Genomic DNA, 23,764 nt, shown 5'->3' on the forward strand with positions numbered 1-23,764 from the left:
TCCATGAACAAGCTTGAATTGACCGCAACACCCTCCCCCGATGATCTCTCGGTCATCGGCGAGGAACTGACGGCGTTCAACGCCGCGGATGTCGACCCCGCCGAACGCCAGCTCCTCGCCGTCCTTATCCGCGACGTTTCAGGAAAGGTTATCGGCGGCCTCTCCGGCTACACCGCCTGGGGCTGGCTGTTCACGCAACTGCTCTTCGTTCCCGAAAGCGAGCGCGGCAAAGGCCTCGCCGGCCAGCTGCTCTCGAAAGCCGAGGAGGAAGCCACCGCACGCGGCTGCCACGGCGCCTGGATCGACACCTTCAGCCCCCACGCGCTCAAAGCCTATCTCAGGCAGGGCTACGAAATCTTCGGCGAACTGCCGGATTTCCCCAAGGGCCGCACGCGCACCTTCCTGCGCAAGTCGCTCGGTCGCTAGTTCAGCGCCACCTGCCGCGTTTCCGCATCGATTGCCACCGCCGCGATGGCCGCGAGCACCAGGAAACCGGCGAACAGGCCGATCGCCACGCCAAGCCCTTCCGCCACCACGAAGGCCATGAGGCTCGGCGCCACTAGCCCGCCAAGCCGCGCCATCGCGCCGGCGGCTCCCATGCCGGTGCCGCGCGAGGCGGTCGGGTATAGTTCCGGGGTAAAGGCATAGAGCGCGCCCCAGGTGCCGAGAAGCGCGAAGCTCATGACAAGCAGCGAGGCGCCGACCAGCATGTCGCTTGGCGATACCACGAAGAGCAGGCATCCGAGCGCCGACAGCAGGCAGAAACCGATCAGCGTCGGCTTGCGGCCCCAGGCCTCGACGCCATAGGCGGCCAGTGCGTAACCCGGCACCTGCGCCAGCGCTACGAACACCAGGAAGCCGTAGCCCCGCACAAAGCCGAAACCATCGCTCGCGAGCTTCGCCGGCATCCAGGTGAAGACGCCGTAATAGGAGACTGAGACGAGGAACCAGATCGCCAGGATCATCACGCTGCGACGACGCAGTGCCGGCGAGAACACGCCTTCCGACGCGCCGTGTTGGATCGTGACAATCTCCTCGTCGGGCCCGAGCGGCGACTTGCCGTGCAGCGCAAGCATACGCTCGACGATGGCGCGCGCCTCCGCCGGACGATCGGTCCGCAGCAGATAGAGCGGCGATTCCGGCACGAAGAAGCGCAGGCCGAGACCGATCAGCGCCGGCAGCGCCGTCACCGCGAAGATATAGCGCCAGGCGTCCGCGACGCCGGCGACGCTGGCGCCCCAGGCGGCAAGCGCCACGATCAGCGTTCCGATCGCCCAGAAGCCCTCGAGCGCCACGAGCCAGCGCCCACGGCTTTTGGCCGGCAGGAACTCGGCCATCATCGCGTAGTCGACAGGCAGCGTGCCGCCGACGGCGATGCCGGTGAGAAAGCGCAGCGCCAGCAGGAAGGTGAAGTCGGGGGCGAAGATCGACAGCGTGCCGAACAGCGCGTCGCAGGCGACCGTGACGATCAGCACCCGCCGCCGCCCGATCCTGTCCGCCAGCCGCCCGAAAACGACGGCGCCGATAAGCATCCCCAGGAAGAACAGCGTGCCCGTCTGTAGCGCCTGCGGCACCGTCAGCCCAAAACTCTTGGCGATCAAGGCCGCCGTGAAGCCGACGGCGAGCACCTGCATGGCGTCGGCCGCCCAGACGAGGCCGAAGATTCCCATCAGCCGTTTCTGGAATGCACCCGTGCCGACGCGGTCCAGCGCCTCGTCCATCGAAATGCGACTCATGCTTCTCCCCTCAAGCCGATAGAAGGCCGAGCAAAGCACGCCCTTCGACAGGGCGTCAATAAAGCACGTGGTCTATTTGCGCCAGCCGATGACGCCCTTCAGCCGGGCGTGGGTGTCGTCCGCCAGCGGCACGACGAGAACGCGGCCGGGATCGACGGGCCCGGGAAAGGTCAGCGCGTTGTAGGCGACCTTCTCGAAGCCGAGCGGCCCGTAATAAGGCGGGTCTCCGACGAGGATCACGCCCTCGGACCCCTTGCGCTTGGCTGCCTCCACTGCGATCCGCACCAGTTCGCGACCGATGCCCCGGCTCTTGTGCGAGGGCCGCACCGCGAGCGGCCCGAGCAGATGCCCCTTCACGCCGCCCGCCTGCACCGGCGTCATCCTGACGGAGGCGATCGTCTCGCCGTCGTCGGCGCAGATGAAGGACAGCGACAGGTCGTGCGGCCCCTGCTCGCGAATGCGGGCTGCGGCGCGCGCGTGCCGGCCTGGGCCGAATGCTTCTTCGTTGATGTGTTCGATGGCGGCGTCGTGCGACGCGTCCTCGGTGAGGTAGACCAGATCGTGCTTGTGCATGATGAGAAAGAAACCGGATATGCGAATGGATGGAATCTCGAACACGCCGTCAGGCGTTCGGGAGCATCAGCGTCGTCGCAGGTTTCTTGGTGCGGTCATCAAATCGGGTTTCCTGAAAAGGTGAAATGGCCGATAGCAGGAAAAGAATCGGGCGTCCAATGGAAAAATCACGACTGGAAAACGTTGTGACGCACTGTTCAATCTTTGCCACACTGCAAAACCGCTCCAGCTGCGATATCTAGCCATCAACGCATGGATTGAAGGATCGAACACGATGGGTATGCTCGTTGACGGCGTCTGGCAGGACGTCTGGTACGACACGAAGGAAACCAAGGGCCATTTCAAGCGCGCGGCCTCGCAGTTCCGCAACTGGATCACCGCCGATGGCGAACCTGGCCCTTCGGGCACCGGCGGCTTCAAGGCCGAACCCGGCCGCTACCATCTCTATGTCTCTCTGGCCTGCCCCTGGGCGCACCGCACGCTGATCTTCCGCAAGCTGAAGAAGCTCGAGGATCTGATCTCGGTCTCCGTGGTCGACCCGCTGATGGTGGAAAACGGCTGGGAGTTCAAGACGGGACACGGCGCCACCGGCGACCAGCTCTTCGGCTTCAAGACCCTCTGGCAGGTTTATGTGAAGGCCGATCCGCATTATTCCGGCCGCGTCACCGTTCCCGTTCTCTGGGACAAGAAGACGAATACGATCGTCAGCAACGAATCCGCGGAAATCATCCGCATGTTCAACTCCGCCTTCGATCACCTGACGGGCTCGACGCTCGATTTCTACCCGAGCGATCTCCGCGCCGATATCGATGAGCTGAATGCGCTCATCTACGACACCGTCAACAACGGCGTCTACAAGGCGGGCTTCGCCACCACGCAGGACGCCTACGCGGAAAACGTCGTCAAGCTGTTCGAGACGCTGGATATGCTGGAAGAACGCCTCGGTAAGGGCCGCTACCTCCTGGGCGACCGGCTGACGGAAGCCGACTGGCGCCTGTTCACCACGCTGGTGCGTTTCGATGCCGTCTATGTCGGCCACTTCAAGTGCAACATCCGCCGCATCGCCGACTACAAGAACATCTCCGCCTACCTGCGCGATCTGTACCAGACGTTGGGCGTGAAGGAGACGGTGAACCTCCACCATATCAAGAACCACTACTATCGCAGCCACAAGACGATCAACCCAACCGGCATCGTCCCTGTCGGTCCCGAGCTCGATCTCGACCGCCCGCACGGCCGCGACGCACGCGCCGCCGCCTGATCGCTACCAGCGGTGCGAAACCTCGGCCTCGCCGGACAGTTCGGCGAGGCGGCGATACGTCGCCTCCGTCGTCCCCGCGGGAAGCGCATCGAGCGCGAAGAAGCCGCATTCGACGATCTCGCGGTCAGGCGCCCGCGGCGCGGTCTGCTCGACGTCAGCGCGATAGAACACGATATGATCGCGTCGGCTGGCGCCGGTGTTGAAATAGACATGGAACATCCGGGCCTGCCCGATGATCCTGAGGTTCCCCTCCTCCCTGAGTTCCTTGACCAGCGCGTCCTGCGCCGTCTCGCCGCGCTCTAGGCCGCCGCCGGGCATATGCCAGCCCGGCACGTAGCTGTGTCTGACGAGAAAGATGCGACCCGCCGAATCGAAGCAGGCCGCCCGCACCCCCATCGTCATCCCGCGCGACAGCGCGAAGTAGACATGCACGATGCGCATCAGGATGCGCGACTGCCAGGGGCGGATGTTGAGCGTCAAGCGTTTTCCAGTTCTTCAATCCGATCAAGCAGATGTGTTTGAAATACAAAGATCATGGGCTATGTGTGCAAGCATGTTCAAGCTCGCGCACATTTCAGACATTCATCTCGGACCCCTGCCCCGACTTTCAGTCCGCGAACTCTTTTCCAAACGCATCACAGGCTTTGTGAACTGGCATCGCAACCGGCGCAAGCACCTTTTCGGCAGCACGCTCGATCTGCTGCTGGATGACATCGCCGCGCGCGAGGCCGATCACCTGGCCGTCACCGGCGATCTCGTCAACCTCGCGAGCGGCATCGAGATCCGCGCCGCCGCCGCCTGGCTGGCCGAGCTCGGCGACCCCGAAAAAACCTCGGTCGTTCCTGGAAATCACGACGCCTACGTGCCCGGCGCCTACGAGAAATCGATGCGTGCCTGGTACGCCAACGTACGTGGCGACCTTGCGCCTGCCGAATGGCCGGAAGGTCGCCATATCTTCCCGTACCTGCGCGTGCGCGGCAAGGTGGCCATCGTCGGCTGCTCCACGGCCGTCGCCACACCGCCGTTTGCCGCCAGCGGCTTCTTCGGTGAGCGCCAGGCCCGCGACACGGTGAACATGCTGCGCGCCGCCGGCGAGGCCGGCCTCTTTCGCGTGGTGATGATTCACCATCCGCCGATCCGCGGCGCCACCTCCTTCCACAAGCGGATGATCGGCATTCGCCGCTTCGGCGCCATGATCTCGACCGGCGGTGCCGAGCTCGTGCTGCATGGCCACACGCACCTGAACACGCTCTCCTGGCTTCGCGGCCAGACCGGCCCGGTGCCCGTCGTCGGCATCGCCTCCGCCTCGCAGGGCCCCGGCGGCATGAAGCCGCCCGCCGCCTACAATCTTTTCAGCATCGACGGCTCGCCGGGCGCCTGGGAATTGAAGGGCGAGCGCTTCAGCCTCAACGAGACAGGCGACGGCGTGATCCAGAAAAGCACTGATATCTTCAAGCTTTAGCTCTACCGGCGGAATCACTTTCGCACCCACTTGAATCATCGCGCGAACGTGACGCTTCCCTGAAACAAGATCGCCCCGCCCTCTTGGTATTTTAAGGACTGCGAGTACAATCATTTGCGTCTGCGTCGTCCTGTGTCGTCAATTCAGGGAGCAATCGCATGTATATCGCGCGCCAAACATTTCGCGGCCTCGCGCTCGCCGGCTGTCTCACGCTTGCCTTCACCCTGCCCGCCTTCGCCGCCGGCGAGGAGAGCGACGAGACCAAGCCACCGCCCAAGACCGAAACCACGACCAAATGCGCCGATGGCAAGATCTGGGACAAGAAGCGCAAGGAATGCGTAACGCCGAAGAAGCACAGCTTCAACGACGACGACCTCTACAAGGCCGCCCGCGAATTCGCCTATGCCGGCCAGTATGACAACGCGCTGAAGGTGCTCGATCTCGCCGAAAACCAGAACGACCCACGCATCCTGAATTACCTCGGCTACGCCAACCGCAAGGCCGGCCGCATGGAACTGGGGATGTCCTACTACCGCAAGGCGCTGCAGGCCGACGAGAATTATATTCTCGCCCGGTCATACATGGGCCAAGCTTTGGTGGAACAGGGTGACGTACAGGCCGCCCGCGTCCAGCTCGTCGAAATCCGCGATCGCGGCGGCGAGCAGACATGGGCCTACAGGTCTCTTCTGCAGTCGCTGAACGGATACCGGACCTACTGAAGTCCGGACCGATGCAACCTGACGAAGAAAAACCTTGAGAACCCGTGTGATACGCCGACGAATGCTTGCGAAGCATCAGCGGATTGTTTCATAAGTGTTACAGAGGCAATATAAATCGCTTTCATGCTGGGCCTTCCGCCCGACTGCTTAGCCACCATCTGGGAAGACTATGCGTCAAGCCGTGACGACCATCGATATCAGACGCGACCTTGTGGGATTGCTGCCCCGGTTGCGTCGTTTCGCGATGACGCTCGCCGGTGACGCGGCCGCGACAGACGAACTCGTCCAGGTCGTCTGTCAGCGCGCCATAGCCAAGAGCGCCCAGTGGAAGGGCGAAGGCCGTTTGGAGAGCTGGGTCTATACCGTCACCCGCCAGCAATGGGCCGAAGACAGCCGCCGGCGCAAGCCGCATCCCCCGCAGAAGACCAACGTCACCGAGTTTCGAAGCGGCGGCCAAGGCATGATCATGGATACCGACGCGATCCACCGGATGATCGGCGAGATGCCCGAGGGCATCGCCAGCGTCTTCCTGTTGGTGGCGGTCGAAGGCCACAGCTACCAGCAGGCCTCCGACATCATGGGCCTGCCGTTCGATACCGTCGTCTCACATCTCGCCGCGGCCAGACTGCATCTTGCCAGCATCGCCGACAACTACCCGCACAGGTACTGATTTGCTCGACTTCAAGAAACTGCCGCTCGACGCCCAGCTGACCGCCCTCCTCGACGGCGAGACGACGCCCGAACAGAAGCACGATCTGGAAAAGCGCCTGACGACGGACGAAGGCGCAAGGCGGCTTTACGACAAGCTGCGCACCGGCACCGATTTCGGCAAGCACCGCCTTGAGGACGTGTTGAAAGAGCCCGTGCCGCTGGCACTGGTACGTTCGATCAAGAACGTCCAGCCGCCGAAGACGCCAGTCGCCTCGCGCATCTCCCGCCCGGCCATGAAGTTCACGCCATCGGGTCCGCAGGCGATCGCCGGCGCGCTGGCACTTCTCATCGTCGGCTGTTGCATCGGCTATTTCGCCGCCGGCAACCAGGACGGCCTGACCGGCACGCAGCCGCAGGCGATCGACACCATCGTCAATCCCGCCGACTGGCTCGCCGACGTCACCGCCTACCAGCGCCTGATCGCCCGCCAGCCGCGCCACATCGTCGAGGTTCCAGCCTCCCAGGCCGAGGAAATCTCGACCTGGCTCACCTCGACCGTCGGCGTCGCCTTCCGCGTTCCCGATCTATCCGCCAGCGGCTGGACCTTCCAGGGCGCGCGCGTGCTGCTCGCCGGAGGCCGGCCCACCGGACAGCTGATCTACACCAGCGCCGACGGCGACCTGGTCTCGATCGCCTTCCTCAAGGAAGGTCAGCTTCAGTCGCCCGATACCGATGACTTCAAGGAAACCATCCGTGACGAGATCGGCCTGGTGAGCTGGCACAATGCCGGCACCACCTACGTCCTCGTCGGCCCCTCCTCCGAGGCATCGCTAAGCCAGCTGGCAATGGAGATCGCAACCGCGATCTGAAGCGACAAATAAGAAGCGGACACAAAAAAGCGGGCGCCGCATGCGACGCCCGCTTTGTAATTGTCATAGCCGAATATCAGGCCTTGCCGGCCCTCACATCAAGCACCCGGTTCGCCGCCGAGACGATCGCTTCCAGCGACGCACCGACAATGTTGGTGCTGATGCCGGCGCCGAAGAGCTTGCCGCCGGGGTAAGACGTCTCGACATAGGAGATGGCGGACGCATTCGAGCCGTGCTGCAGCGAGTGCTCGGAATAGTCCTGCACAGCCATTTCGACCCCGAGATAGTCCGAGAGCGCATTGATGAAGCCATCGATCGGGCCGTTGCCGCGTCCCTCGATCTGCTTGGTCACGCCATTGTCGGTGATCTCGGCGGACACGATGCGAACGCCCTTGCGCTCCGGATCGGCGAAGGTCTGGTGATCGACGAATTTGATGCGGCCCTTCGGCTGCGTCACGTAGCGCTCGATGAAGTGATCGTAGATCCGCTTCGACGGCAATTCCTTGCCCTCTTCGTCGGTGATCCTCTGGATCTCCTCACGGTACTCCACCTGCAGGTTGCGCGGCAGGTTGAGGCCGTAATCCTGCTGCAGGATATAGGCGATGCCGCCCTTGCCCGACTGCGAGTTGATACGGATGATCGCCTCGTAGGAACGGCCGACGTCCTGCGGGTCGATCGGCAAATACGGCACTTCCCAGACCGGGTGGTTGGCGACCTTGATCGCCTTCATGCCCTTGTTGATCGCATCCTGGTGCGAGCCGGAGAACGCCGTGTAGACCAATTCGCCGACATAAGGGTGGCGCTCGCCAATCGGCATCTGGTTCGAATATTCGAACACGTCCTTCATGCGCACGATGTCGGAGCAGTCGATCTCCGGATCCACACCCTGCGTGAACATGTTGAGCGCCATCGTCACCACGTCGACATTGCCGGTGCGCTCGCCGTTGCCGAACAGCGTGCCCTCGACACGATCAGCGCCCGCCAGCAAGGCCAGTTCGGCGGCGGCGATGCCGGTGCCGCGGTCGTTATGCGGGTGCAGCGAGATGATCAGGTTCTCGCGATTGTCGAGATTGCGGCACATCCATTCGATCTGGTCGGCATAGACGTTCGGCGTTGCCATTTCGACCGTGGACGGCAGGTTGATGATCAGCTTGTTGTCGGGCGTCGGCTTCATCACCTCGATGACCGAGTTGCAGATCTCCAGCGCAACTTCCAGCTCGGTGCCGGTGAAGCTCTCGGGCGAATATTCGAAGCGATAACCACCGCCGGCCTTGGCCGCCATGTCGGAAATCATCTTCGCCGCGTCGACCGCGATCTGCTTGATGCCGTTGACATCCTTGGCGAAGACCACGCGACGCTGCAGCTCGCTTGTCGAATTGTAGAAGTGAACGATCGGCTTGTTGGCGCCTTCCAGGGCTTCAAAGGTGCGCGTGATCAGCTCCGGACGGCACTGCACCAGCACCTGCAGCGACACGTCCTCGGGCACGTTGCCCTGCTCTACACACCAGCGCGCGAAGTCGAAATCCGTCTGCGAGGCCGACGGGAAGCCGATCTCGATTTCCTTGAAGCCCATGTCGAGCAGCAGCTGGAACATCCGCGCCTTGCGGTCGTGGCCCATCGGGTCGACCAGAGCCTGATTGCCGTCGCGCAGGTCCACGGAACACCAGATCGGCGCCTTGGTCAGCGTCTTGGTCGGCCATGTGCGATCGGGGATGTTGACCTGCGGATAAGGGCGATATTTCATCGCCGCGTCAGGCATGCCGTGGGAGCGGGTCTTCGTGTCCATGTCTTCTCTTCCTATTCCCGTCATCTGGCCGCGGTCATAGCGCATGGCCTGCCTGTTGGCGATGACGAATCCGGCGCAAAGCGTCCGGTTGATCGATTTTTGGGATTAGTCGCGAGGAGCGATGGCCGGGCGGGCTTTCGGCCGCCGGGCGCTCCTCAACGGACCCGGCAACCGCGCGTAAGGCCGAGGAGAAGAAGCGAGGTCAGGGCGCGCGTATTGTCACTCAAGGCGATACGCCCGCGTGCAATCTGCTCAGAAATCATGATGCCCGTGCTCTTCATGGCGGCTTGTATAGCGACAGGGAGGGAGACTGGCAAGCCTCTATCTCGGCTAGGCCTCTATCTAGGCTCGGACAGGCCTTCAAGGCGTTCTTCAATCCAGCGCTGGATCAGAGCCTGCCGCGTTGTCCCCAGACGCTTGACTTCGGTATCGAGCGTAAGCACCGCCGAAATCGGCAGATCAAGATCGATACGCTCGTGAACATCACCGAGGCGGCGCGCCTGCGACCAGTCGACATAGTCACTGATATCTTCGCCATCATCGAACTTCTTGTCGAACTCTTCAGCCGTGATTGTCTTCATAGCGTTGGATTTCCTTATCCCTTGCCCGCCTTACGGATATAAGGCGGCAGCGATGGCCTCGCCAGGTATAGACCGCCGTCCAATATTTCTCCGCGATCCGAGCGGTCAGGATGTATCGCAATTCCGGCGCGGACATCACCGGTGCCTCGACACCCCGCGCATCCATCCACAGCGCCTGCGCCTCGACAAAGTCGATGCCGTGCTTGTCCTTGTTGGACGCACTCTTCTCCGGATCGAATTCAAAATCCATGGACGCGCCCGCGCAGACAAAGCCTGACGGGGGTGATTTTACGCGCGCCGCACCAACCTTTGCAAGCCCATCATCAGCCCGCCCGCAAGCAGCCCCCAGAACGCCCCGGAAATCCCCCCGAAAGACACGCCCGACGCCGTCACCAGGAAGGTGATGGCCGCGGCTTCCCGCGTATCGGGCGCCTGGAACGCCGCCATGGCCGAGCCGGAAAAGGCGCCGACCAGCGCCAGCCCCGCCACAGCCTGGATCAGGATCGGCGGCGCCAGCGCCACGGATGCGGTGACCGCACCCGCAAGCGGCCCGAGAATGAGATAGCAGACGCCGCAGACGATCACCGCCCAGTAGCGCCGCTTCGGATCGGGATGCGCATCCGGCCCGGCGCACATGGCAGCCGTGATCGCCGCCAGATTGACCGCATGGCCGCCGAACGGCGCCGACAGCAGCGAGAAGAAGCCGGTCGAGGCGAACAGCGAGCCGGGCTTGGTCTCGTAGCCGTTGACCTTCATCACGGCGATGCCGGGAATGTTCTGCGAGGCCATGGTGACGATGAAGAGCGGCAACGCGATCGAAATGAAGGCCGGCAGGTTGAACACCGGCATGACGAACTCGACCGTCGGCACCAGCGAGCGCTTGACCGTATCGAGCGCACCCACGGGCACATCGACCCCGAAGACCACGACCAGCACGAAAGCCGCCAGCGCCGCCGGCACCGCCCATAGCCGCTTGAAGGCACCGACGACGATCCACGCAAGCACGATCGGCAGCCCGAGCAGCGGATTGAACCCGACCGCCTTGACCGGCGCGAAGCAGAGCCCGATCAGCACCCCCGCCAGCATCGCATTGGCAAGCGGCGCCGGAATGGCCGCAACAGCCCGCCCCAGCGGCTTGAACAGCCCGGCGATAACGATCAGCAGCGCGCAGATGATAAAGGCCCCGACGGCCGCATTGAACCCGCCCTCGACCACACCGGTGGCTGCGAGCAGCGCCCCACCCGGCGTCGACCACGCCATGCTGATCGGCAGCCGCGACGTGGCGCTGAGCACGATCGCGCAGAGCCCGAGCGAGACCGATAGCGCCATCAACCCCGAAGCCGCCTGCGCCTCCGTCGCCCCAACCGCCTGCAGACCATGGAGCACGACGGCGAACGAACTGGCGAAACCAACAAAAGCGGTGAGAACGCCCATGAACAGGGCCTGGACGGAAAAGTCTTTGAGCATGACGGGGACTCGTGAACGCGAATATGCGCATGGAGCATCAGAGACCGTGAACACGCAAGGGCAGATCGCGCCCAATTCGTCGCCTCTGAGCTATTGAGCAGCCACGCCCGCGGATGCTGCTATGGATGCCTGGCGAAGAAGATCATCTCGTCGGAATGCGCAGGATCAAACGGTCCCCCGCCCCAATCTCCCATCACACTTTCGAGCCGGAGACCGGAGGCGACGAGGTGGCTCTCGATCTCATCGATATCCGGAAATAAAAGCTCACTCGACGAAACCAGAACTTCATCCGGAAAAACATAGCGCGTGTCGAAACGAATTCGTTGGTCACCAACAGAAAGCACCTCGCGTGTTTCCCGAACTGCAGTGCCATCAATCTCGAAGTCGAAGCTGCCGCCATCCCACCGCGCGCGCCAGTCGATTGCGGGATTGCGCGACTCGAAGACGATCAATCCACTCTCAGCCAGATGTCGTCGCATCACGTCGAAGGTGGCGCGAATGTCGGCCGGCTCGAGCAGCACCTGAAAGGCGTGACCGGTCATGATGATCAGATCGAAACGTTGATCGGAATGAAAGTCCTGGGCGAAACATTGCACCCATTCGATCCGGTCGCCCTGTGGCATCCGCCGCGCCACGTCGAGCATCGCCTTGGAGGGATCGGCGCCGGTGACGTCATGGCCGAGTGCTGCATAGGCATTGCAGATCAGCCCGGTGCCACAGCCGAGATCGAGGATGCGTTTGCGGCCCTCGCCTGCCAGGGCGACATAGAAGTCCCGATCTTCCGACCAGCCGCTGTCCAGATCGTAAAGCGCGGCAAGCCGTGGGTGTTCGTAATGTAGATCCGGCATCTCGCTCCTCCCGATCGTTGCCCTACCACAAAACAAAAAAAGCGCCCCCGCCCGCCATCCGGCAGCCGAGGGCGCTCTCATCTCAATCCGATCAGATGTCGCTCTGCGACGTCACGATGCGCGACACCAGGCCGTAGGCCTTGGCTTCCTCGGCCGACAGCCAGTAGTCGCGGTCGGTGTCGGCTGCGATCTTCTCGTAGGGCTGGCCGGTGGCCGCCGACATGATCTTGTTCAGGCGCTCGTTCATCTTGATGATCTCGCGTGCCTGGATCTCGATGTCGGATGCCATGCCACGCGTGCCGCCGGAGGGTTGGTGCAGCAGGAAGCGTGTGTTGGGCAGGCAAAGGCGCTGCTCCTTCGGGGCGGCGACGAAAATCAGCGCGCCGGCCGAAGCGACCCAGCCGGTTCCGATCATCCAGACCTTCGGCTTGATGAACTTGATCATGTCGTGGATCGAATCGCCGGATTCGACGTGGCCGCCGGGCGAATTGACGTAGATGCGGATATCGTCGTCGCTGGCCGCGGCAAGCGCCACGAGCTGCGAGCAGACCTTCTGCGCCAGTTCCTGGTTGATCGGTCCATAGATGAAGATCGAACGCGACTTGAAAAGGTTCGCCTCCGTTTCCTTGCCGAGCGGCAGTTCCTTCGTCTTGTCGTCCTGGTCTTCGTCGTTCATTCGAACCTCTCTCACGTAAATTCGGGTTCCTCGCACATAGTGCGACTCAATGCGTAAAACAATGCGGGAAAAAGACAAGCCACGGAACGGGTGAAGATATGGTTAGGGCCGGAATGTCCGCGAACCCGGCTTACCGAAATGTAACTCGCGCAGGCTTTGAAAAGCCCAGATCCGGTCCTACCTCATGCTCAAGGCTCGTATCCGCCCGCCATCAAGGAGACCGCGATGTCACCCGAAGAACGCCAGCTGCTCACCTCCCTCTTCGACCGCGTGCGCACCGCCGCCACCACCCCGCGCGACCGCGACGCCGAGGCCCTGATCGACCAGGGCACACGCGATCAACCCTATGCCGCCTATTATCTGGCGCAGGCCGTCATCGTCCAGGAAAAGGGGCTCGAGGCGGCGGCCAGCCATATCAAGGATCTCGAGGCTCGCATCAAGCAGCTGGAAAGCGGTGAAACCGAGCACCGCCAGGCCGAACAGGGCGGCGGCTTCCTGAGCTCGATCTTCGGCAGCGCCCAGCCGCCGCAGCCCGCCCCACAGCCGCAATCCGGCCCCTGGGGCAGCACGGACGCGAACGCGCCGCGCCAGCAGATCCGCGAGGACCGCGGCTTCGACGGCGGCCCGCGCCCGATGCAGCAGCAGCCCTCCGGCCCGTGGGGCGCAAGGGCCGCGGCTCCCTCGGCCGGCGGCAGCTTCCTGCAGGGCGCGCTAGGCACCGCGGCCGGCGTTGCCGGCGGCATGCTGCTCGCCAATTCGTTGAGCGGCATCTTCAGCGGCAACCACATGTCCTCGCTGGGCCTCGGCTCGCTTGCCTCGGGCGCCAATCCGCTCGGCAACAGCCCCGTCGAGGAAACCGTCATCAACAACTATTTCGGTGACGACAAGGACAAGACGCAGACCGTGGCCGACGACAACAAGGACGACGACGCCACCACCGATGACGACGGCCTGCAGCAGGCGGACTACGACGACGGCGACGACCAACAGGATTTCGGCAACGACGACAGCTTCGACGTGTGAGCCGTTGAGGCTAACCGACTGAAATTATGACACGTCCCCCATTCGCGACGTCATTCTCGGCCTTGTGCCGAGAATCTAATCACGTCTCCAGAAACGCGACGGTGCTGCCGGAGCGCCGACGAGCCGGCCATTGGTGCCCGTATAAGCCGTCGACGCAGGAATCCATTGGCGTTGAACGCGCGGCAACGTGCTTAGGTCCTCGGGACAAGCCCGAGGACGACGGTCGAGTAAGGAGCTGCCGCCTACAACCATCTGAAATCGTAACATTTCCACACTCGCGACGTCATTCTCGGCCTTGTGCCGAGAATCTAAGCACCCCTCCATGAATGCAACGGCGCGGTGGGGCACAGACGAGCCAGCATTTGGTGCACGTATCGGCCATCAGTGTGCAGGTCCATTGGCGTTGAACGCGTGGAGACGTGCTTAGGTCCCCGGGACAAGCCCGAGGACGACGGTCGAACGCGGAGCACCCGCCTCTAACCATCTGAAATTACATCATTCGCCGCACACACAAAAACGGCGACCATCCGGCCGCCGTCCACACCCTTCACCCGCGACCCCGATAGGTCGCGACACCCTGGTCGGGCAGCCATACGCCCTCGGGCGGCTTGCCGGTCTGCCAGAACACGTCGATCGGGATGCCGCCGCGCGGATACCAGTAGGCGCCGATCCTGAGCCACTTCGGATCGAGCAGCTCGACCAGACGCTTGGCGATATAGATCGAGCAATCCTCATGGAAGGCGCCGTGGTTGCGGAAGGAGTGTAGGAAGAGCTTCAGCGCCTTGGATTCCACCAGCCATTCGTTCGGGATGTAGTCGATGACGATATGGGCGAAATCCGGCTGGCCCGTCATCGGGCAGAGCGAGGTGAATTCGGGCGCGGTGAAGCGCACGACATAATCGGTGCCTGCGTGATTGGACGGCACCTTTTCCAGCACGGCTTCTTCCGGCGAGGTCGGCGCTTCGGTCTGTTTTCCCAGCATGGACAGGCTGGAGACGTCGGTATTGGGCATTCAAGCCTCCTTGATGACTTTGACGCGGATGCCGTGGGCCTTTTCGCCCTCCGGCTCGACGTGAATGGCGATGCTGGAGCCCGGATGCACGGCGCGGATGGCATCTTCAAGGCGGTCGCAGATATCGTGCGCCTGCCTTACAGACATCGCGGCCGGCACGACAAGATGGAAATCGATGAAAGTGACGGCACCGGCGCGCCGGGTCTTGAGGTCGTGCACGCCGAGCGAACCGGCCGCATGCGTGGCGATCGCCGTCTTGATCGCTTCTTCTTCCTGCGGCTCGACTGCCTGGTCCATCAGCCCGCCGATCGAATGCGAGATCACCTTCCAGCCCTGATAGAGGATGTTGATGGCAACCAGAATGGCGAGAACAGGGTCGAAGATCGCATAGCCGGTGGCGATCGCGAGCAACAGGCCAATCAGCACGCCGACGGAGGTGACGACGTCCGACATGATATGCTGGCCATCGGCCGTCAGCGCCGCCGAGCGATACTTGCGCCCTGTGGTGATCAAGAGCCGCGCCCAGACGGCGTTGATCACGCCGGCCGCGAAGTTGATGGCAAGACCCAGCACCGGCGCCTCAAGCATGCGGGGATCGGCCAGATGCCCCACCGCCTCGTTGACGATCAGAAGGGCCGCGACCACGATCAGCACACCCTCGGTGACCGCCGAGAGATACTCCGCCTTGTGGTGCCCGAAGGGATGATCGTGATCGGCCGGCTTCTGCGCGTAGCGGATGACGAAGAAGGCGATGAAGGCGGCAACGACGTTGACCGTCGATTCCAGCCCATCGGACAGAAGCGCCACCGACCCCGTGACCCACCAGGCCACCATCTTAAGGCCCATGACCCCGAGCGACATCGGAATACCCCAGAATGCCAGCCGCCGGACGGTCAGATTCCCCTGTTCGCTCATCTCTGTCCCTCTGCCTTACCCAAGTCTTCAATGCGAGTGCGGATGCGAACGAATTGCAGAAACAACGCCATTCAAACGCAAAACCGCCCGCGCGAAAATCGCGCAGGCGGCTGTTGCGGGGGATATGGGCCAGAAATGCGGATTTGTCAAAGTGGAAGTGCGTGGGGTGAGGCGCGGCGATCGTGTTCCGACCGCTCGGGTACCTCTGGAGGGGCCACGTCACTTAAAATCGCAGGCGAAGCCAACTCAGCGAGTTTGATACTCTGCCTCGTCACGAGCGAGCCGAGCTTCTCGAAGGCGTTGAGTCTTAGCCTGGCGCGCCTGTTCTTCGGTCTGGAGTTCCTCGGCAGCCTGGCCGCGTGCGAAGAACTGCGATTGAACGCGGTCGAATGCGATTTCGGCCTGCTGTCTGGATTTACTATGGGTCATGAAACCTCCTCGGGTTTCGGGGTAGAAAGCGAAAAGGCCGGACAACATTGCCCGGCCCTTCAAACGCGCGTCCCCTTGCCAGTACATCCGTGGTCAATGGGACAGCATCTTCAATTATGCAGCCTGCAGGTTGCAGGCAGACATCTTCCCGGACTTGGCGTCTCGCTCGAGATCGTAGCCAATCTTCTGACCTTCGACGATTTCGCGCATTCCGGCACGCTCTACCGCAGAGATATGGACGAACGCATCAGCGCCGCCGTCATCCGGCTGAATGAAGCCGAAGCCCTTGGTGGAATTGAACCATTTTACTGTGCCTGTGGTCATGATGAACCCTTTCAAAGCATAGAGTGAAGAACCGCAGAAGCGATGCTTCGCGGACGGTGATACGACTATTTTTGAAAGAGAAGGTTCGAATAGACGCGGTGCCAATCGCGCAGTAGACAAAGCTCGGCAAGCAAAAGATCGATAAAACCAAAAATAGAGACATTGGACCGAAAGTCAACCGATAGTTTTCCAGAGACCACAAGAGGTCGCGGAACCCGCCGGGAAAACCATCGCTCTCCCTGCAAGTGCGCGCCGGCTGTATCACAGGAGCAAAGCTGAGGCTCGACGGCGGGATGTGGCCTGGACAGTGATCTTCGTGATATCGGCTTAGGGCTGAAAGCAGCCGCGCGCCCTATTCCCCGCTCTCCTCGACTTCGCCAACCACCACCACCGTCTGCGGCCAGCGCAACAACGCCGCCTCGCCAGCCTCGTTCAGCGCATAGACGCCCTTCCCCTGCCGGTCGAACCAGCCATAGACATTGTCGAGCAGGATCCGCCCCGCCTGCGGTGCCCAGGCCTTCATGTCGCGCGGTCGTGCCAGCCCCTGTTGCAACGCAGAGGCGCAGATCAGCGCCTGCTGCCGGTAGGCGGTCATGATCGGCGAGCGCGTGGCGCCGCCGAGCGCCGGATCGCCCTGCCGTTTCCTGTGTTCTTTCACAAGCCGTGTCCGCCGCTTCGGGTTGGTCCTCGGCATCGGCGATACGGAACTAACGATGATGCTGACCTCGCCGGTATCGGATATGCCGAGCATGCCGATCCCCATCCGCCGGCAGAGATCGCGATAGCGCTTGTCCGCCTCGCGCCCCCGCCCCTTGGCCGAGACCCTGGCCGCGATCCACACCTCATCCGCCATCGCTGCCCGGTCGACCGCCTGCAGGATAAGCTCGAGATTGAACGACATCTTCAGTTCGCAGACCACAACGACCGGCGGCTCGCTTTCGCTCAAGCCCACGACATCGCAGCTCGCGACCTCCCCCTTCACGACATAACCCGCCGCCTCCAGAAAGGTCTTCACCGGCAGATAAAGCGAGGTCTCCATCGCGAGGCTTACGGATTGAGCTCGGCGATCTCGCCGAACTGCGCGAGCAGCCGCGGCGAGAGCATGTCGCCGCTTTCCTCGTCGACGGTGATCGCATAGGCCGCGACGCCCGCGAAGCGCTCCGACATGGCCGACGCGATCTTCTCCGCGCTGATAGGGTTAGACGCCTGCCGCATCTCGCCGGGAACGAGGTTGCCGCGGTTCTTGCGGTAAGGGATCACGATAAACTTTTCACCAGTGGACACGCGCATTCTTCCCGATTGATCGTTCCTGAAACGTTCTGATTTGGAGGCGGATGTCAATGGTGTGGGTGGATGAAAGGATGCATCGAGCCTGTGGCCCCCCTCTGCCCTGCCGGGCATCTCCCCCACAACGGGGGAGATCGACTGGCGGTGAGATTTACGCCAACCAATGAGCGTGGAGCGAGCGGCCGCGCCCAGCCGATCTCCCCACCTGTGGGGGAGATGGCCGGCAGGCCAGAGGGGGTATCACACCCACCAGCCTGGCAAACCGAGCCGCCCCCTCAGGCCGCCTTCGTCGCGCGCTTCCTCGACAGATGTGCCACGACATTCTCGATCATCCGCATGCCGGCGTCGCCGCCGAGCGTCATGATCGATTCCGGGTGGAACTGCACGGCCGCGATCGGTTCCTTGGCGTGCTCGATGCCCATGATCGTGCCGTCCTCGCTTTCCGCCGTGATGATGAAATCGCGCGGCAGCGTCGAGGGATCGGCGAAGATCGAGTGGTAGCGGCCGACGGTGACCTCCTTGCCGAGACCCGAAAACACCATGCCCGGCTCCAGCACGCGGATGCGCGAGGGCTTGCCGTGCATCGGCAGTGCCAGCTGCCGCAGCTCGCCGCCATAGGCTTCGGCAAGCGCCTGAAGCCCCAGGCAGACGCCGAAGATCGGCAGGTTGCGGGCACGCGCCTTCTTGATCGTCGCCTTGCAGTCGAAATCCTTGGGATTGCCAGGACCGGGCGAAAGCACGACGAGATCGGGATCGAGCCGGTCGAAAATCTCGTCGGCCACCGGCGAGCGCACGGTCGAGACCTCCGCTCCTGTCTGGCGGAAATAATTGGCCAGCGTATGCACGAAGCTGTCTTCGTGGTCGACCAGCAGAATCTTGACGCCCTTGCCCACAGTGGCGACGTCGCGGGAGACCTTGCCGGAATTGCCGGCCTTGGCATCGCGGATGGCGGAAAGCATGGCGGACGCCTTCAGTTCGGTTTCGGCTTCTTCTTCGTGCGGGTCGGAGTCGTTGAGCAAGGTCGCCCCTGCCCTGACTTCGGCGATCCCGTCCTTGATGCGCACGGTACGCAGCGTCAGCCCGGTGTTCATGTCGCCGTTGAACCCGACCATGCCGATCGCCCCGCCATACCAGGCGCGCGGGCTCTTTTCATGGCTTTCGATGAAGCGCATGGCCCACAGTTTTGGCGCGCCCGTCACCGTCACGGCCCAGGCGTGCGAAAGGAAGCCGTCGAACGCATCCATGTCGTCGCGCAGGCGCCCCTCGATATGATCGACCGTGTGAATGAGGCGCGAATACATCTCGATCTGCCGGCGGCCGATGACCTTGACCGAACCCGGCTCGCAGACGCGGCTCTTGTCGTTGCGGTCGACATCCGAGCACATGGTGAGCTCGCTCTCATCCTTCTTCGAGTTCAGGAGCTTCAGGATCTGCTCCGAATCGGCGATCGGATCGTCGCCGCGCTTGATCGTCCCTGATATCGGGCAGGTCTCGATGCGGCGGCCGGACACACGCACGAACATCTCCGGCGATGCGCCGACCAGATATTCCTGGTTTCCGAGATTGATGAAGAAGGAATAGGGCGACGGATTGATCGCCTTCAGCCGCTTGGAGATGTCGGACGGCTTGCTGTCGCAGCGCTCCATGAACTTCTGCCCGGGCACGACCTCGAACAGATCGCCCTTCCGGAAGCTCTCCTTGGCCTTGGTGACCAACTCCGCATACTCGCCGAGGCGATGATCGCTCTTCGGCGGGATGGCGTCGGTGCGCTGGAACGGCTCGGGCGCGATATCGCCCGCCTTGCCTTCAGTGGTCAGCCCGCCCTTTTCGAAATCGTAGCGATCGATCCAGGCCTTGGCCGAGTAATTGTCGACGACCAGAATCTCATCAGGGAGATAGAGCACCATGTCGCGCTGGTCGGAAGGACGCGTCAGCTTCAGGTTGATGGCGTCGAACTGGAAGGCGAGATCGTAACCGAAGGCGCCGTAGAGCCCTAGGCTGGCATCAGCCTGCGAATAGAAGAGATCGGTAACCGCGCGCAGCACGGTGAAGACGGTCGGGATCTTCGAGCGCTCTTCTTCCGTGAACGCCCGGTCCGGCGCCTTCACGGTGAGATCGAGCCGCCGATTGGTCGATGCGCCGAGTTCCAGCTCGGAGATCGTCTTCAGCCGCTCGGTCACGAAGCCGAGGATCACCTCGCCGCGCTCGTTATAGGCCTCGATCCAGACCTTGCGGCCGTTGCAGGAGATGCCGAGCGGCGGATCGACCACGGCCGTATCCCAGCGCGTATAGCGGCCCGGATATTCGTAGTTCGACGAGAACACGGCTCCGCGGCGCTCGTCGAGCTTGTCGATATAGGACGAGACCGCATCGGCATAAGGGATCGCCCGGCGCTGCCGCGTGACTGTGATGCCCCCCTTGGTCTCGTAAATCTCCGCTCCGTCATCCCTGATGATCGTTACCATTGCTTCACTCCGTTATCGGCCCGGATGACAGGCGGCCTTAAAAACAAAAAAAGCCGCCTGGGGTTTTCCGGGCGGCTCATCGTCGTCTTTGGACACGATTGGTCGAGGCCGCCTTAGCGAGCCCACCACCAGATTGCGATGTTCAAGGACATGGTCATGGCGGAATTGTTAGCGCGAGATGAAGGAGAGCGCAAGGGGCGGTTTGGCGGAATGAGACAGGCCGGCAACGAGGCCGGCCTTTCGGTGATTAGAAGCGCTGCGTGAGCGAGATCTTGAAGGTGCGGCCCGGCTCTGAATAGTAGTCCTTCGTAGCTGCGGCGACTGTGGTGGTTTTCAGGTTGAGCGCATCGAAATACGTCCGATCGAAGACGTTGTAGACGCCTGCATTGATCCTCAACCCCTTCATCTGCTCGGGCTCCCACCATGCCGTCAGATCTACAAGACCATAGCCTGGAGCCTTGAAGGTTGCGGTGGACTTGTCGGAGACCCCGGCGACACCGGTTAGCAGAGCATCCACGCCCCATTGCTCCGCTGCATAACCCACGCCGATTGTGCCCTTCATCGGTGCTACCGAGTTGAGTTCCTTGTTCGTGATCAGATTCATGCCGCGAGTGTAGGCAAAGCCGGCACGGACGTTGAAACCGTTGGCGAACTGCTTGTGGGCACCGAGTTCGACCCCCGAGATTTGAGCACGGGCGACGTTCTGATAGCCGCTGATATTGTTGCCGTAGTCCGCTGGATCATATCCAATAGACAATGCTTCGGCCGTTGTGAGCGCTCGAGTGTCGATAAAGTTGCGGTAGCGGTTATAGAACACGCTGACCGAGCCGCCAAAATCATCATCGCCAAAGCGCGCGCCTATATCGAAGCCGTTGCTCGTTTCTGGCTTAAGGTCCGGATTGCCCACCGAGAGATAGGTGCCTACACCGCCATAGGTTAGGTACAGCTCGTTTGTGGTAGGAGCGCGGAAAGCCATTGCCCACTGCGCAAAGAGGGTGACGCTATCGTTCAACTCATATTCTGCTAGCAGTTTGGGTGAGAAAGCGCTGTCCTGCGAGCCTCGTGGCATCGATGGTCCGAGAGGACTATTGGTATAGGCAGGCGTGTCCTGTGGATCGCGATCATACCAGTCGAATCGAAGGCCCGGCGTCAAAGAAAATCCACTGTTGCCGAAAGCCATCCGATCCTGGGCAAAGACGCTGAAGTCTTTACTGTCGACATCAGGCATGTCGGACTGGTTCGTATGGAGGTTGGAGCAAGCTGTGTAGGGAGGCAGGTACGGGGGCGCTGCCGGGCAAGAGTCAACACCTGCTGAATACTGCCCCGCCTGAGCAAGAAACGCAGTCGTTCCCAACGTCAGGACGTGATCAACATTACCTGTCTTGAAACCGCTGTCTATATAGCCGTTAAAGCCAAAACCGGATTGGTCCATGCTGTTACGACGAAGGTAGACGCCTGGCACCGTGGTAAAACGATAGGCATCTGTGCTCAGCATTCGCTCCTGCTTCTGCCAGTAAAGCGATGCCTGCGCTGCATCAATGAGCCCATCGGTGCTTGGCGCTTCATATTCGTAGTCAAGCGAAACGCGGGTACGCTCGTTAAGTTCGCCGGAGGAGTAGTTTCCCGGTCGGTAGTTTCCGGTCGGAGTTTGTCCTTGCTTGAGGTCTGTGTCCTTGTCGTAACGAAAGCGCTCCGCAGTGAAGCCAAATGAATGCCCGGAATCTGTATCCTGGCGAACCTTGAAAAGCATATTGTACTGATCATAGTCAGCCGGGTTTGCCTTCGTACGAGTCGAACCATAGGTGTCGACCGTGCCTTGGTTCTCTCTCTCGTGTCCCTTCTTGTAGCTACCGAGGAACATGATCGAAGTGTTCTCGATCCGCTTGGCTACAGCCGCACCGCTGAACCAGCTATTGTCGGTGCCGTCGTAACCGGTTCCGACCTTACCACCCCAATCCTTCCCTTCCCCAATAAGGTCTGCGGGCTCGAGCGTGCGCAACAGAAGGGCGCCACCGAGTGCACCGCCGCCAATGCGACTCGAATCCGCACCTTTCAAAACGTCGACGGTCGTTAGCGAGAAGAAGTCGAAGCTGTCGGTACCGCCGCTCGTCCCGCGCGCGCCGTCTCTGAAATAGGTCAGCGGAATGCCGTCTACCAACGTTGCGACGCGATTACCTTCCAAACCGCGAATGTTCACTGTGTTTGTGGAGCGGTTATAATTCACACCCGGATCGATGGTACGACCAAAGTCCTCAATGCTACGAACCTGCTTTGCCTCCAGCGTGACCTCGCTGGTCTCCGTGGCAAGCGGAGTGTTTGCCTCATCGCCTGCGTTGACGACACGCTTGCCCTTCACCACAATCTTCTGCAGCGTCGTATCGTTCTCATCCGTTGCAGCAGCAGCCTGCGTGGATGTGTTGGCACTTTGCGAATAGGCCTGGGCAACAGGCACAGCAACAAACGCCGCGCCGAGCAAAGCCGAGCGCCAGTGTCGGATAACCATAAAATCAACCCCTCAAGTGACAGAATGTACCGGGCTGGCTGGTCTTCACGCATCCGCGCTTGGAGGGGCTGGCTAGGTGTTTCGGCGGAAAATTCCGCCTTCTTTCTGCCGCATAAAAAACATGAGTTTCGTTGTCAATATATCGCACCGCCGTTATCTTGATTTATTCAATCATGTTTACGCCACACTGGCCAACGTTGCGAAATTGCAACGAAATATGCAGCCGTGCGTTCTCATCCTGCACGAAAAAACAACGCAGGATGGATTGGTGCGAAAAACACTGGCAATCGCGATGTCTCTTGTCTGCCTGGCTCTCCTGACCTCGGCGCGGCTGCCTGTACAGGCGCCCGTACCGCTGCCGAAGCCCGCAGAGGCGAGCGAGGCTCCGGCGTCGGGCGATGTACCGAAACCGGAGCAAAAACCTGAAAGCGGGTCCGAGAAAAAGCCGGAAACCCGATCGGATGTACCGGCCGAGCCGCAGCCCGCCGCGCCGGACACCGCAACGCCCACTCCCGAAGACAAGCCCGCCGCCCCTGCCGAGAAGCAAGGCCCGAAGCTGCCCTCGCAGCAGACACTGGAAGAGCAGCACCTGACGATCGCGCCGGAAAGCGAGGCGGATCATTCTGAGTGCGTCAAGGAACTGCAGAGCCTCGGCGTCGTCTTCCAGGACATCTCCCGCATCGACGACGGCAATGGCTGCGGCATCGACAAGCCGATCAAGGTCTCGGAGGTTCTTCCCGGCATCAAGCTGAAGCCCGACGCCGTCTTCCGCTGCCCGGTCGCATTGGCGCTGGCGCGTTGGATGAAGGAGACCGTGATCCCCGCCGCCCGCGTTGCCGCTGCTGATCAGGGCGCCATCACCACGGTCAATCAGGCCTCGTCCTATATCTGCCGCCTGCGCAACAGCGCCGAAACCGGCAAGGTCTCCGAGCACGCCCGCGGCAACGCCGTCGACATCGCGAGCTTCAGCTTCGAGAAGGGCGAGGATATCGCCGTGAAGCCAAGGCGCGAGGATTCAACCCTGATCGGCGCCTTCCAGCGCACCGTCAGCGCCGCCGGCTGCCTCTACTTCACGACCGTGCTCGACCCCGAAAGCGACGCGGCCCACGAAACCCACTTCCATCTCGACGTGCTGGAGCGGAAGGGCGGATATCGCTATTGCCATTGAAACGGCAAT

General features: G+C 62.0%; 26 protein-coding genes. 8 read left to right on the forward strand and 18 right to left on the reverse strand.

Features of this window, described 5'->3' with window-relative positions:
* Nucleotides 1-3: 3 nt before the first annotated feature.
* Nucleotides 4-426, forward strand: a complete 423-nt coding sequence (locus tag QTL95_RS23435) for a GNAT family N-acetyltransferase (RefSeq protein ID WP_289722280.1) — start codon at nt 4-6, stop codon at nt 424-426.
* Here the strand turns inward: QTL95_RS23435 and QTL95_RS23440 are convergent.
* The 3 genes from QTL95_RS23440 to QTL95_RS23450 all read right to left on the reverse strand — a co-directional run bounded on the left by QTL95_RS23440 (nt 423) and on the right by QTL95_RS23450 (nt 2,520).
* Nucleotides 423-1,736, reverse strand: coding sequence for an MFS transporter (locus QTL95_RS23440; RefSeq protein WP_289722281.1), 1,314 nt, complete (start codon nt 1,734-1,736; stop codon nt 423-425). The genes QTL95_RS23435 and QTL95_RS23440 overlap by 4 nt on opposite strands.
* 72 nt (nt 1,737-1,808) lie before the next feature.
* Complete coding sequence (locus tag QTL95_RS23445) at nt 1,809-2,309, reverse strand: GNAT family N-acetyltransferase (RefSeq protein WP_336622296.1); 501 nt, start codon at nt 2,307-2,309, stop codon at nt 1,809-1,811.
* Nucleotides 2,310-2,358: 49 nt separating this feature from the next.
* Complete coding sequence (locus QTL95_RS23450; protein WP_289722283.1) at nt 2,359-2,520, reverse strand: hypothetical protein; 162 nt, start codon at nt 2,518-2,520, stop codon at nt 2,359-2,361.
* A gap of 63 nt (nt 2,521-2,583) precedes the next feature.
* Between QTL95_RS23450 and QTL95_RS23455 the strand changes: the two genes are divergently transcribed.
* A complete protein-coding gene (locus QTL95_RS23455; RefSeq protein WP_289722284.1) occupies nt 2,584-3,570 on the forward strand; it encodes a glutathione S-transferase family protein in 987 nt (328 codons plus the stop codon).
* 3 nt (nt 3,571-3,573) lie between these two features.
* Here QTL95_RS23455 and QTL95_RS23460 read toward each other — a convergent pair whose 3' ends face one another.
* A complete protein-coding gene (locus tag QTL95_RS23460) occupies nt 3,574-4,011 on the reverse strand; it encodes an NUDIX domain-containing protein (RefSeq protein ID WP_289722454.1) in 438 nt (145 codons plus the stop codon).
* Nucleotides 4,012-4,123: 112 nt separating this feature from the next.
* Here QTL95_RS23460 and QTL95_RS23465 point away from each other — a divergent pair, with 112 nt between their 5' ends.
* The 4 genes from QTL95_RS23465 (at nt 4,124) to QTL95_RS23480 (ending at nt 7,271) form a co-directional block, all read left to right on the forward strand.
* Nucleotides 4,124-5,032 carry a metallophosphoesterase family protein gene (locus tag QTL95_RS23465; protein ID WP_442981346.1) on the forward strand — a complete coding sequence of 303 codons (909 nt, stop codon included), beginning with the start codon at nt 4,124-4,126 and terminating at the stop codon, nt 5,030-5,032.
* A gap of 158 nt (nt 5,033-5,190) precedes the next feature.
* Nucleotides 5,191-5,751 (forward strand): tetratricopeptide repeat protein, encoded by a 561-nt coding sequence (locus QTL95_RS23470; RefSeq protein ID WP_289722285.1) that lies wholly within the window; start codon nt 5,191-5,193, stop codon nt 5,749-5,751.
* Between the two features lie 169 nt (nt 5,752-5,920).
* Entirely contained in the window at nt 5,921-6,421 is a 501-nt protein-coding gene (locus QTL95_RS23475; protein WP_289722286.1) for an RNA polymerase sigma factor, read from the forward strand.
* 1 nt (nt 6,422) lies between these two features.
* Nucleotides 6,423-7,271 (forward strand): anti-sigma factor family protein, encoded by an 849-nt coding sequence (locus QTL95_RS23480; protein WP_289722287.1) that lies wholly within the window; start codon nt 6,423-6,425, stop codon nt 7,269-7,271.
* Nucleotides 7,272-7,347: 76 nt separating this feature from the next.
* On the opposite strand, the gene leuA is transcribed toward QTL95_RS23480, so the two are convergent.
* The 6 genes from leuA to QTL95_RS23510 all read right to left on the reverse strand — a co-directional run bounded on the left by leuA (nt 7,348) and on the right by QTL95_RS23510 (nt 12,629).
* The gene (gene leuA, locus QTL95_RS23485; RefSeq protein ID WP_289722288.1) at nt 7,348-9,057 is read right to left on the reverse strand and encodes a 2-isopropylmalate synthase; all 1,710 of its coding nucleotides are present in this window, start codon (nt 9,055-9,057) and stop codon (nt 7,348-7,350) included.
* A gap of 338 nt (nt 9,058-9,395) precedes the next feature.
* Complete coding sequence (gene brnA, locus QTL95_RS23490; RefSeq protein ID WP_289722289.1) at nt 9,396-9,638, reverse strand: type II toxin-antitoxin system BrnA family antitoxin; 243 nt, start codon at nt 9,636-9,638, stop codon at nt 9,396-9,398.
* A complete protein-coding gene (locus QTL95_RS23495; RefSeq protein WP_289722290.1) occupies nt 9,619-9,888 on the reverse strand; it encodes a BrnT family toxin in 270 nt (89 codons plus the stop codon). The genes brnA and QTL95_RS23495 overlap by 20 nt, the downstream gene beginning before the upstream one ends.
* A gap of 38 nt (nt 9,889-9,926) precedes the next feature.
* Nucleotides 9,927-11,105, reverse strand: a complete 1,179-nt coding sequence (locus tag QTL95_RS23500; RefSeq protein ID WP_289722291.1) for a benzoate/H(+) symporter BenE family transporter — start codon at nt 11,103-11,105, stop codon at nt 9,927-9,929.
* A 119-nt stretch (nt 11,106-11,224) separates the two neighbouring features.
* On the reverse strand, nt 11,225-11,953 hold the full coding sequence (locus QTL95_RS23505; RefSeq protein WP_289722292.1) for a class I SAM-dependent DNA methyltransferase: 729 nt from the start codon (nt 11,951-11,953) through the stop codon (nt 11,225-11,227).
* A 91-nt stretch (nt 11,954-12,044) separates the two neighbouring features.
* Nucleotides 12,045-12,629, reverse strand: coding sequence for an ATP-dependent Clp protease proteolytic subunit (locus QTL95_RS23510; protein WP_289722293.1), 585 nt, complete (start codon nt 12,627-12,629; stop codon nt 12,045-12,047).
* A gap of 225 nt (nt 12,630-12,854) precedes the next feature.
* Between QTL95_RS23510 and QTL95_RS23515 the strand changes: the two genes are divergently transcribed.
* Nucleotides 12,855-13,652 carry a DUF2076 domain-containing protein gene (locus QTL95_RS23515; RefSeq protein ID WP_289722294.1) on the forward strand — a complete coding sequence of 266 codons (798 nt, stop codon included), beginning with the start codon at nt 12,855-12,857 and terminating at the stop codon, nt 13,650-13,652.
* Between the two features lie 547 nt (nt 13,653-14,199).
* On the opposite strand, the gene queF is transcribed toward QTL95_RS23515, so the two are convergent.
* From queF to QTL95_RS23555, 8 genes are all read right to left on the reverse strand, one after another.
* A complete protein-coding gene (gene queF / locus QTL95_RS23520) occupies nt 14,200-14,664 on the reverse strand; it encodes a preQ(1) synthase (protein ID WP_112432626.1) in 465 nt (154 codons plus the stop codon).
* A complete protein-coding gene (emfA, locus tag QTL95_RS23525; protein WP_289722295.1) occupies nt 14,665-15,579 on the reverse strand; it encodes a CDF family cation efflux transporter EmfA in 915 nt (304 codons plus the stop codon).
* Nucleotides 15,580-15,825: 246 nt separating this feature from the next.
* Complete coding sequence (locus tag QTL95_RS23530; protein ID WP_289722296.1) at nt 15,826-16,008, reverse strand: hypothetical protein; 183 nt, start codon at nt 16,006-16,008, stop codon at nt 15,826-15,828.
* Nucleotides 16,009-16,122: 114 nt separating this feature from the next.
* Nucleotides 16,123-16,332, reverse strand: a complete 210-nt coding sequence (locus QTL95_RS23535; protein WP_289722297.1) for a cold-shock protein — start codon at nt 16,330-16,332, stop codon at nt 16,123-16,125.
* A 352-nt stretch (nt 16,333-16,684) separates the two neighbouring features.
* Complete coding sequence (locus QTL95_RS23540) at nt 16,685-17,371, reverse strand: DUF2161 domain-containing phosphodiesterase (protein ID WP_289722298.1); 687 nt, start codon at nt 17,369-17,371, stop codon at nt 16,685-16,687.
* Between the two features lie 8 nt (nt 17,372-17,379).
* Nucleotides 17,380-17,616: a hypothetical protein gene (locus tag QTL95_RS23545; protein ID WP_289722299.1), complete on the reverse strand. Its 237-nt coding sequence runs from the start codon at nt 17,614-17,616 to the stop codon at nt 17,380-17,382.
* Nucleotides 17,617-17,894: 278 nt separating this feature from the next.
* A complete protein-coding gene (locus QTL95_RS23550) occupies nt 17,895-20,084 on the reverse strand; it encodes an anthranilate synthase (protein ID WP_289722300.1) in 2,190 nt (729 codons plus the stop codon).
* 247 nt (nt 20,085-20,331) lie between these two features.
* On the reverse strand, nt 20,332-22,587 hold the full coding sequence (locus QTL95_RS23555) for a TonB-dependent hemoglobin/transferrin/lactoferrin family receptor (protein WP_289722301.1): 2,256 nt from the start codon (nt 22,585-22,587) through the stop codon (nt 20,332-20,334).
* 268 nt (nt 22,588-22,855) lie between these two features.
* Here QTL95_RS23555 and QTL95_RS23560 point away from each other — a divergent pair, with 268 nt between their 5' ends.
* A complete protein-coding gene (locus QTL95_RS23560; RefSeq protein ID WP_442981337.1) occupies nt 22,856-23,755 on the forward strand; it encodes an extensin family protein in 900 nt (299 codons plus the stop codon).
* Nucleotides 23,756-23,764 lie beyond the last annotated feature (9 nt).

Source organism: Rhizobium sp. S152 (assembly GCF_030380735.1).
Classification (GTDB): domain Bacteria; phylum Pseudomonadota; class Alphaproteobacteria; order Rhizobiales; family Rhizobiaceae; genus Rhizobium.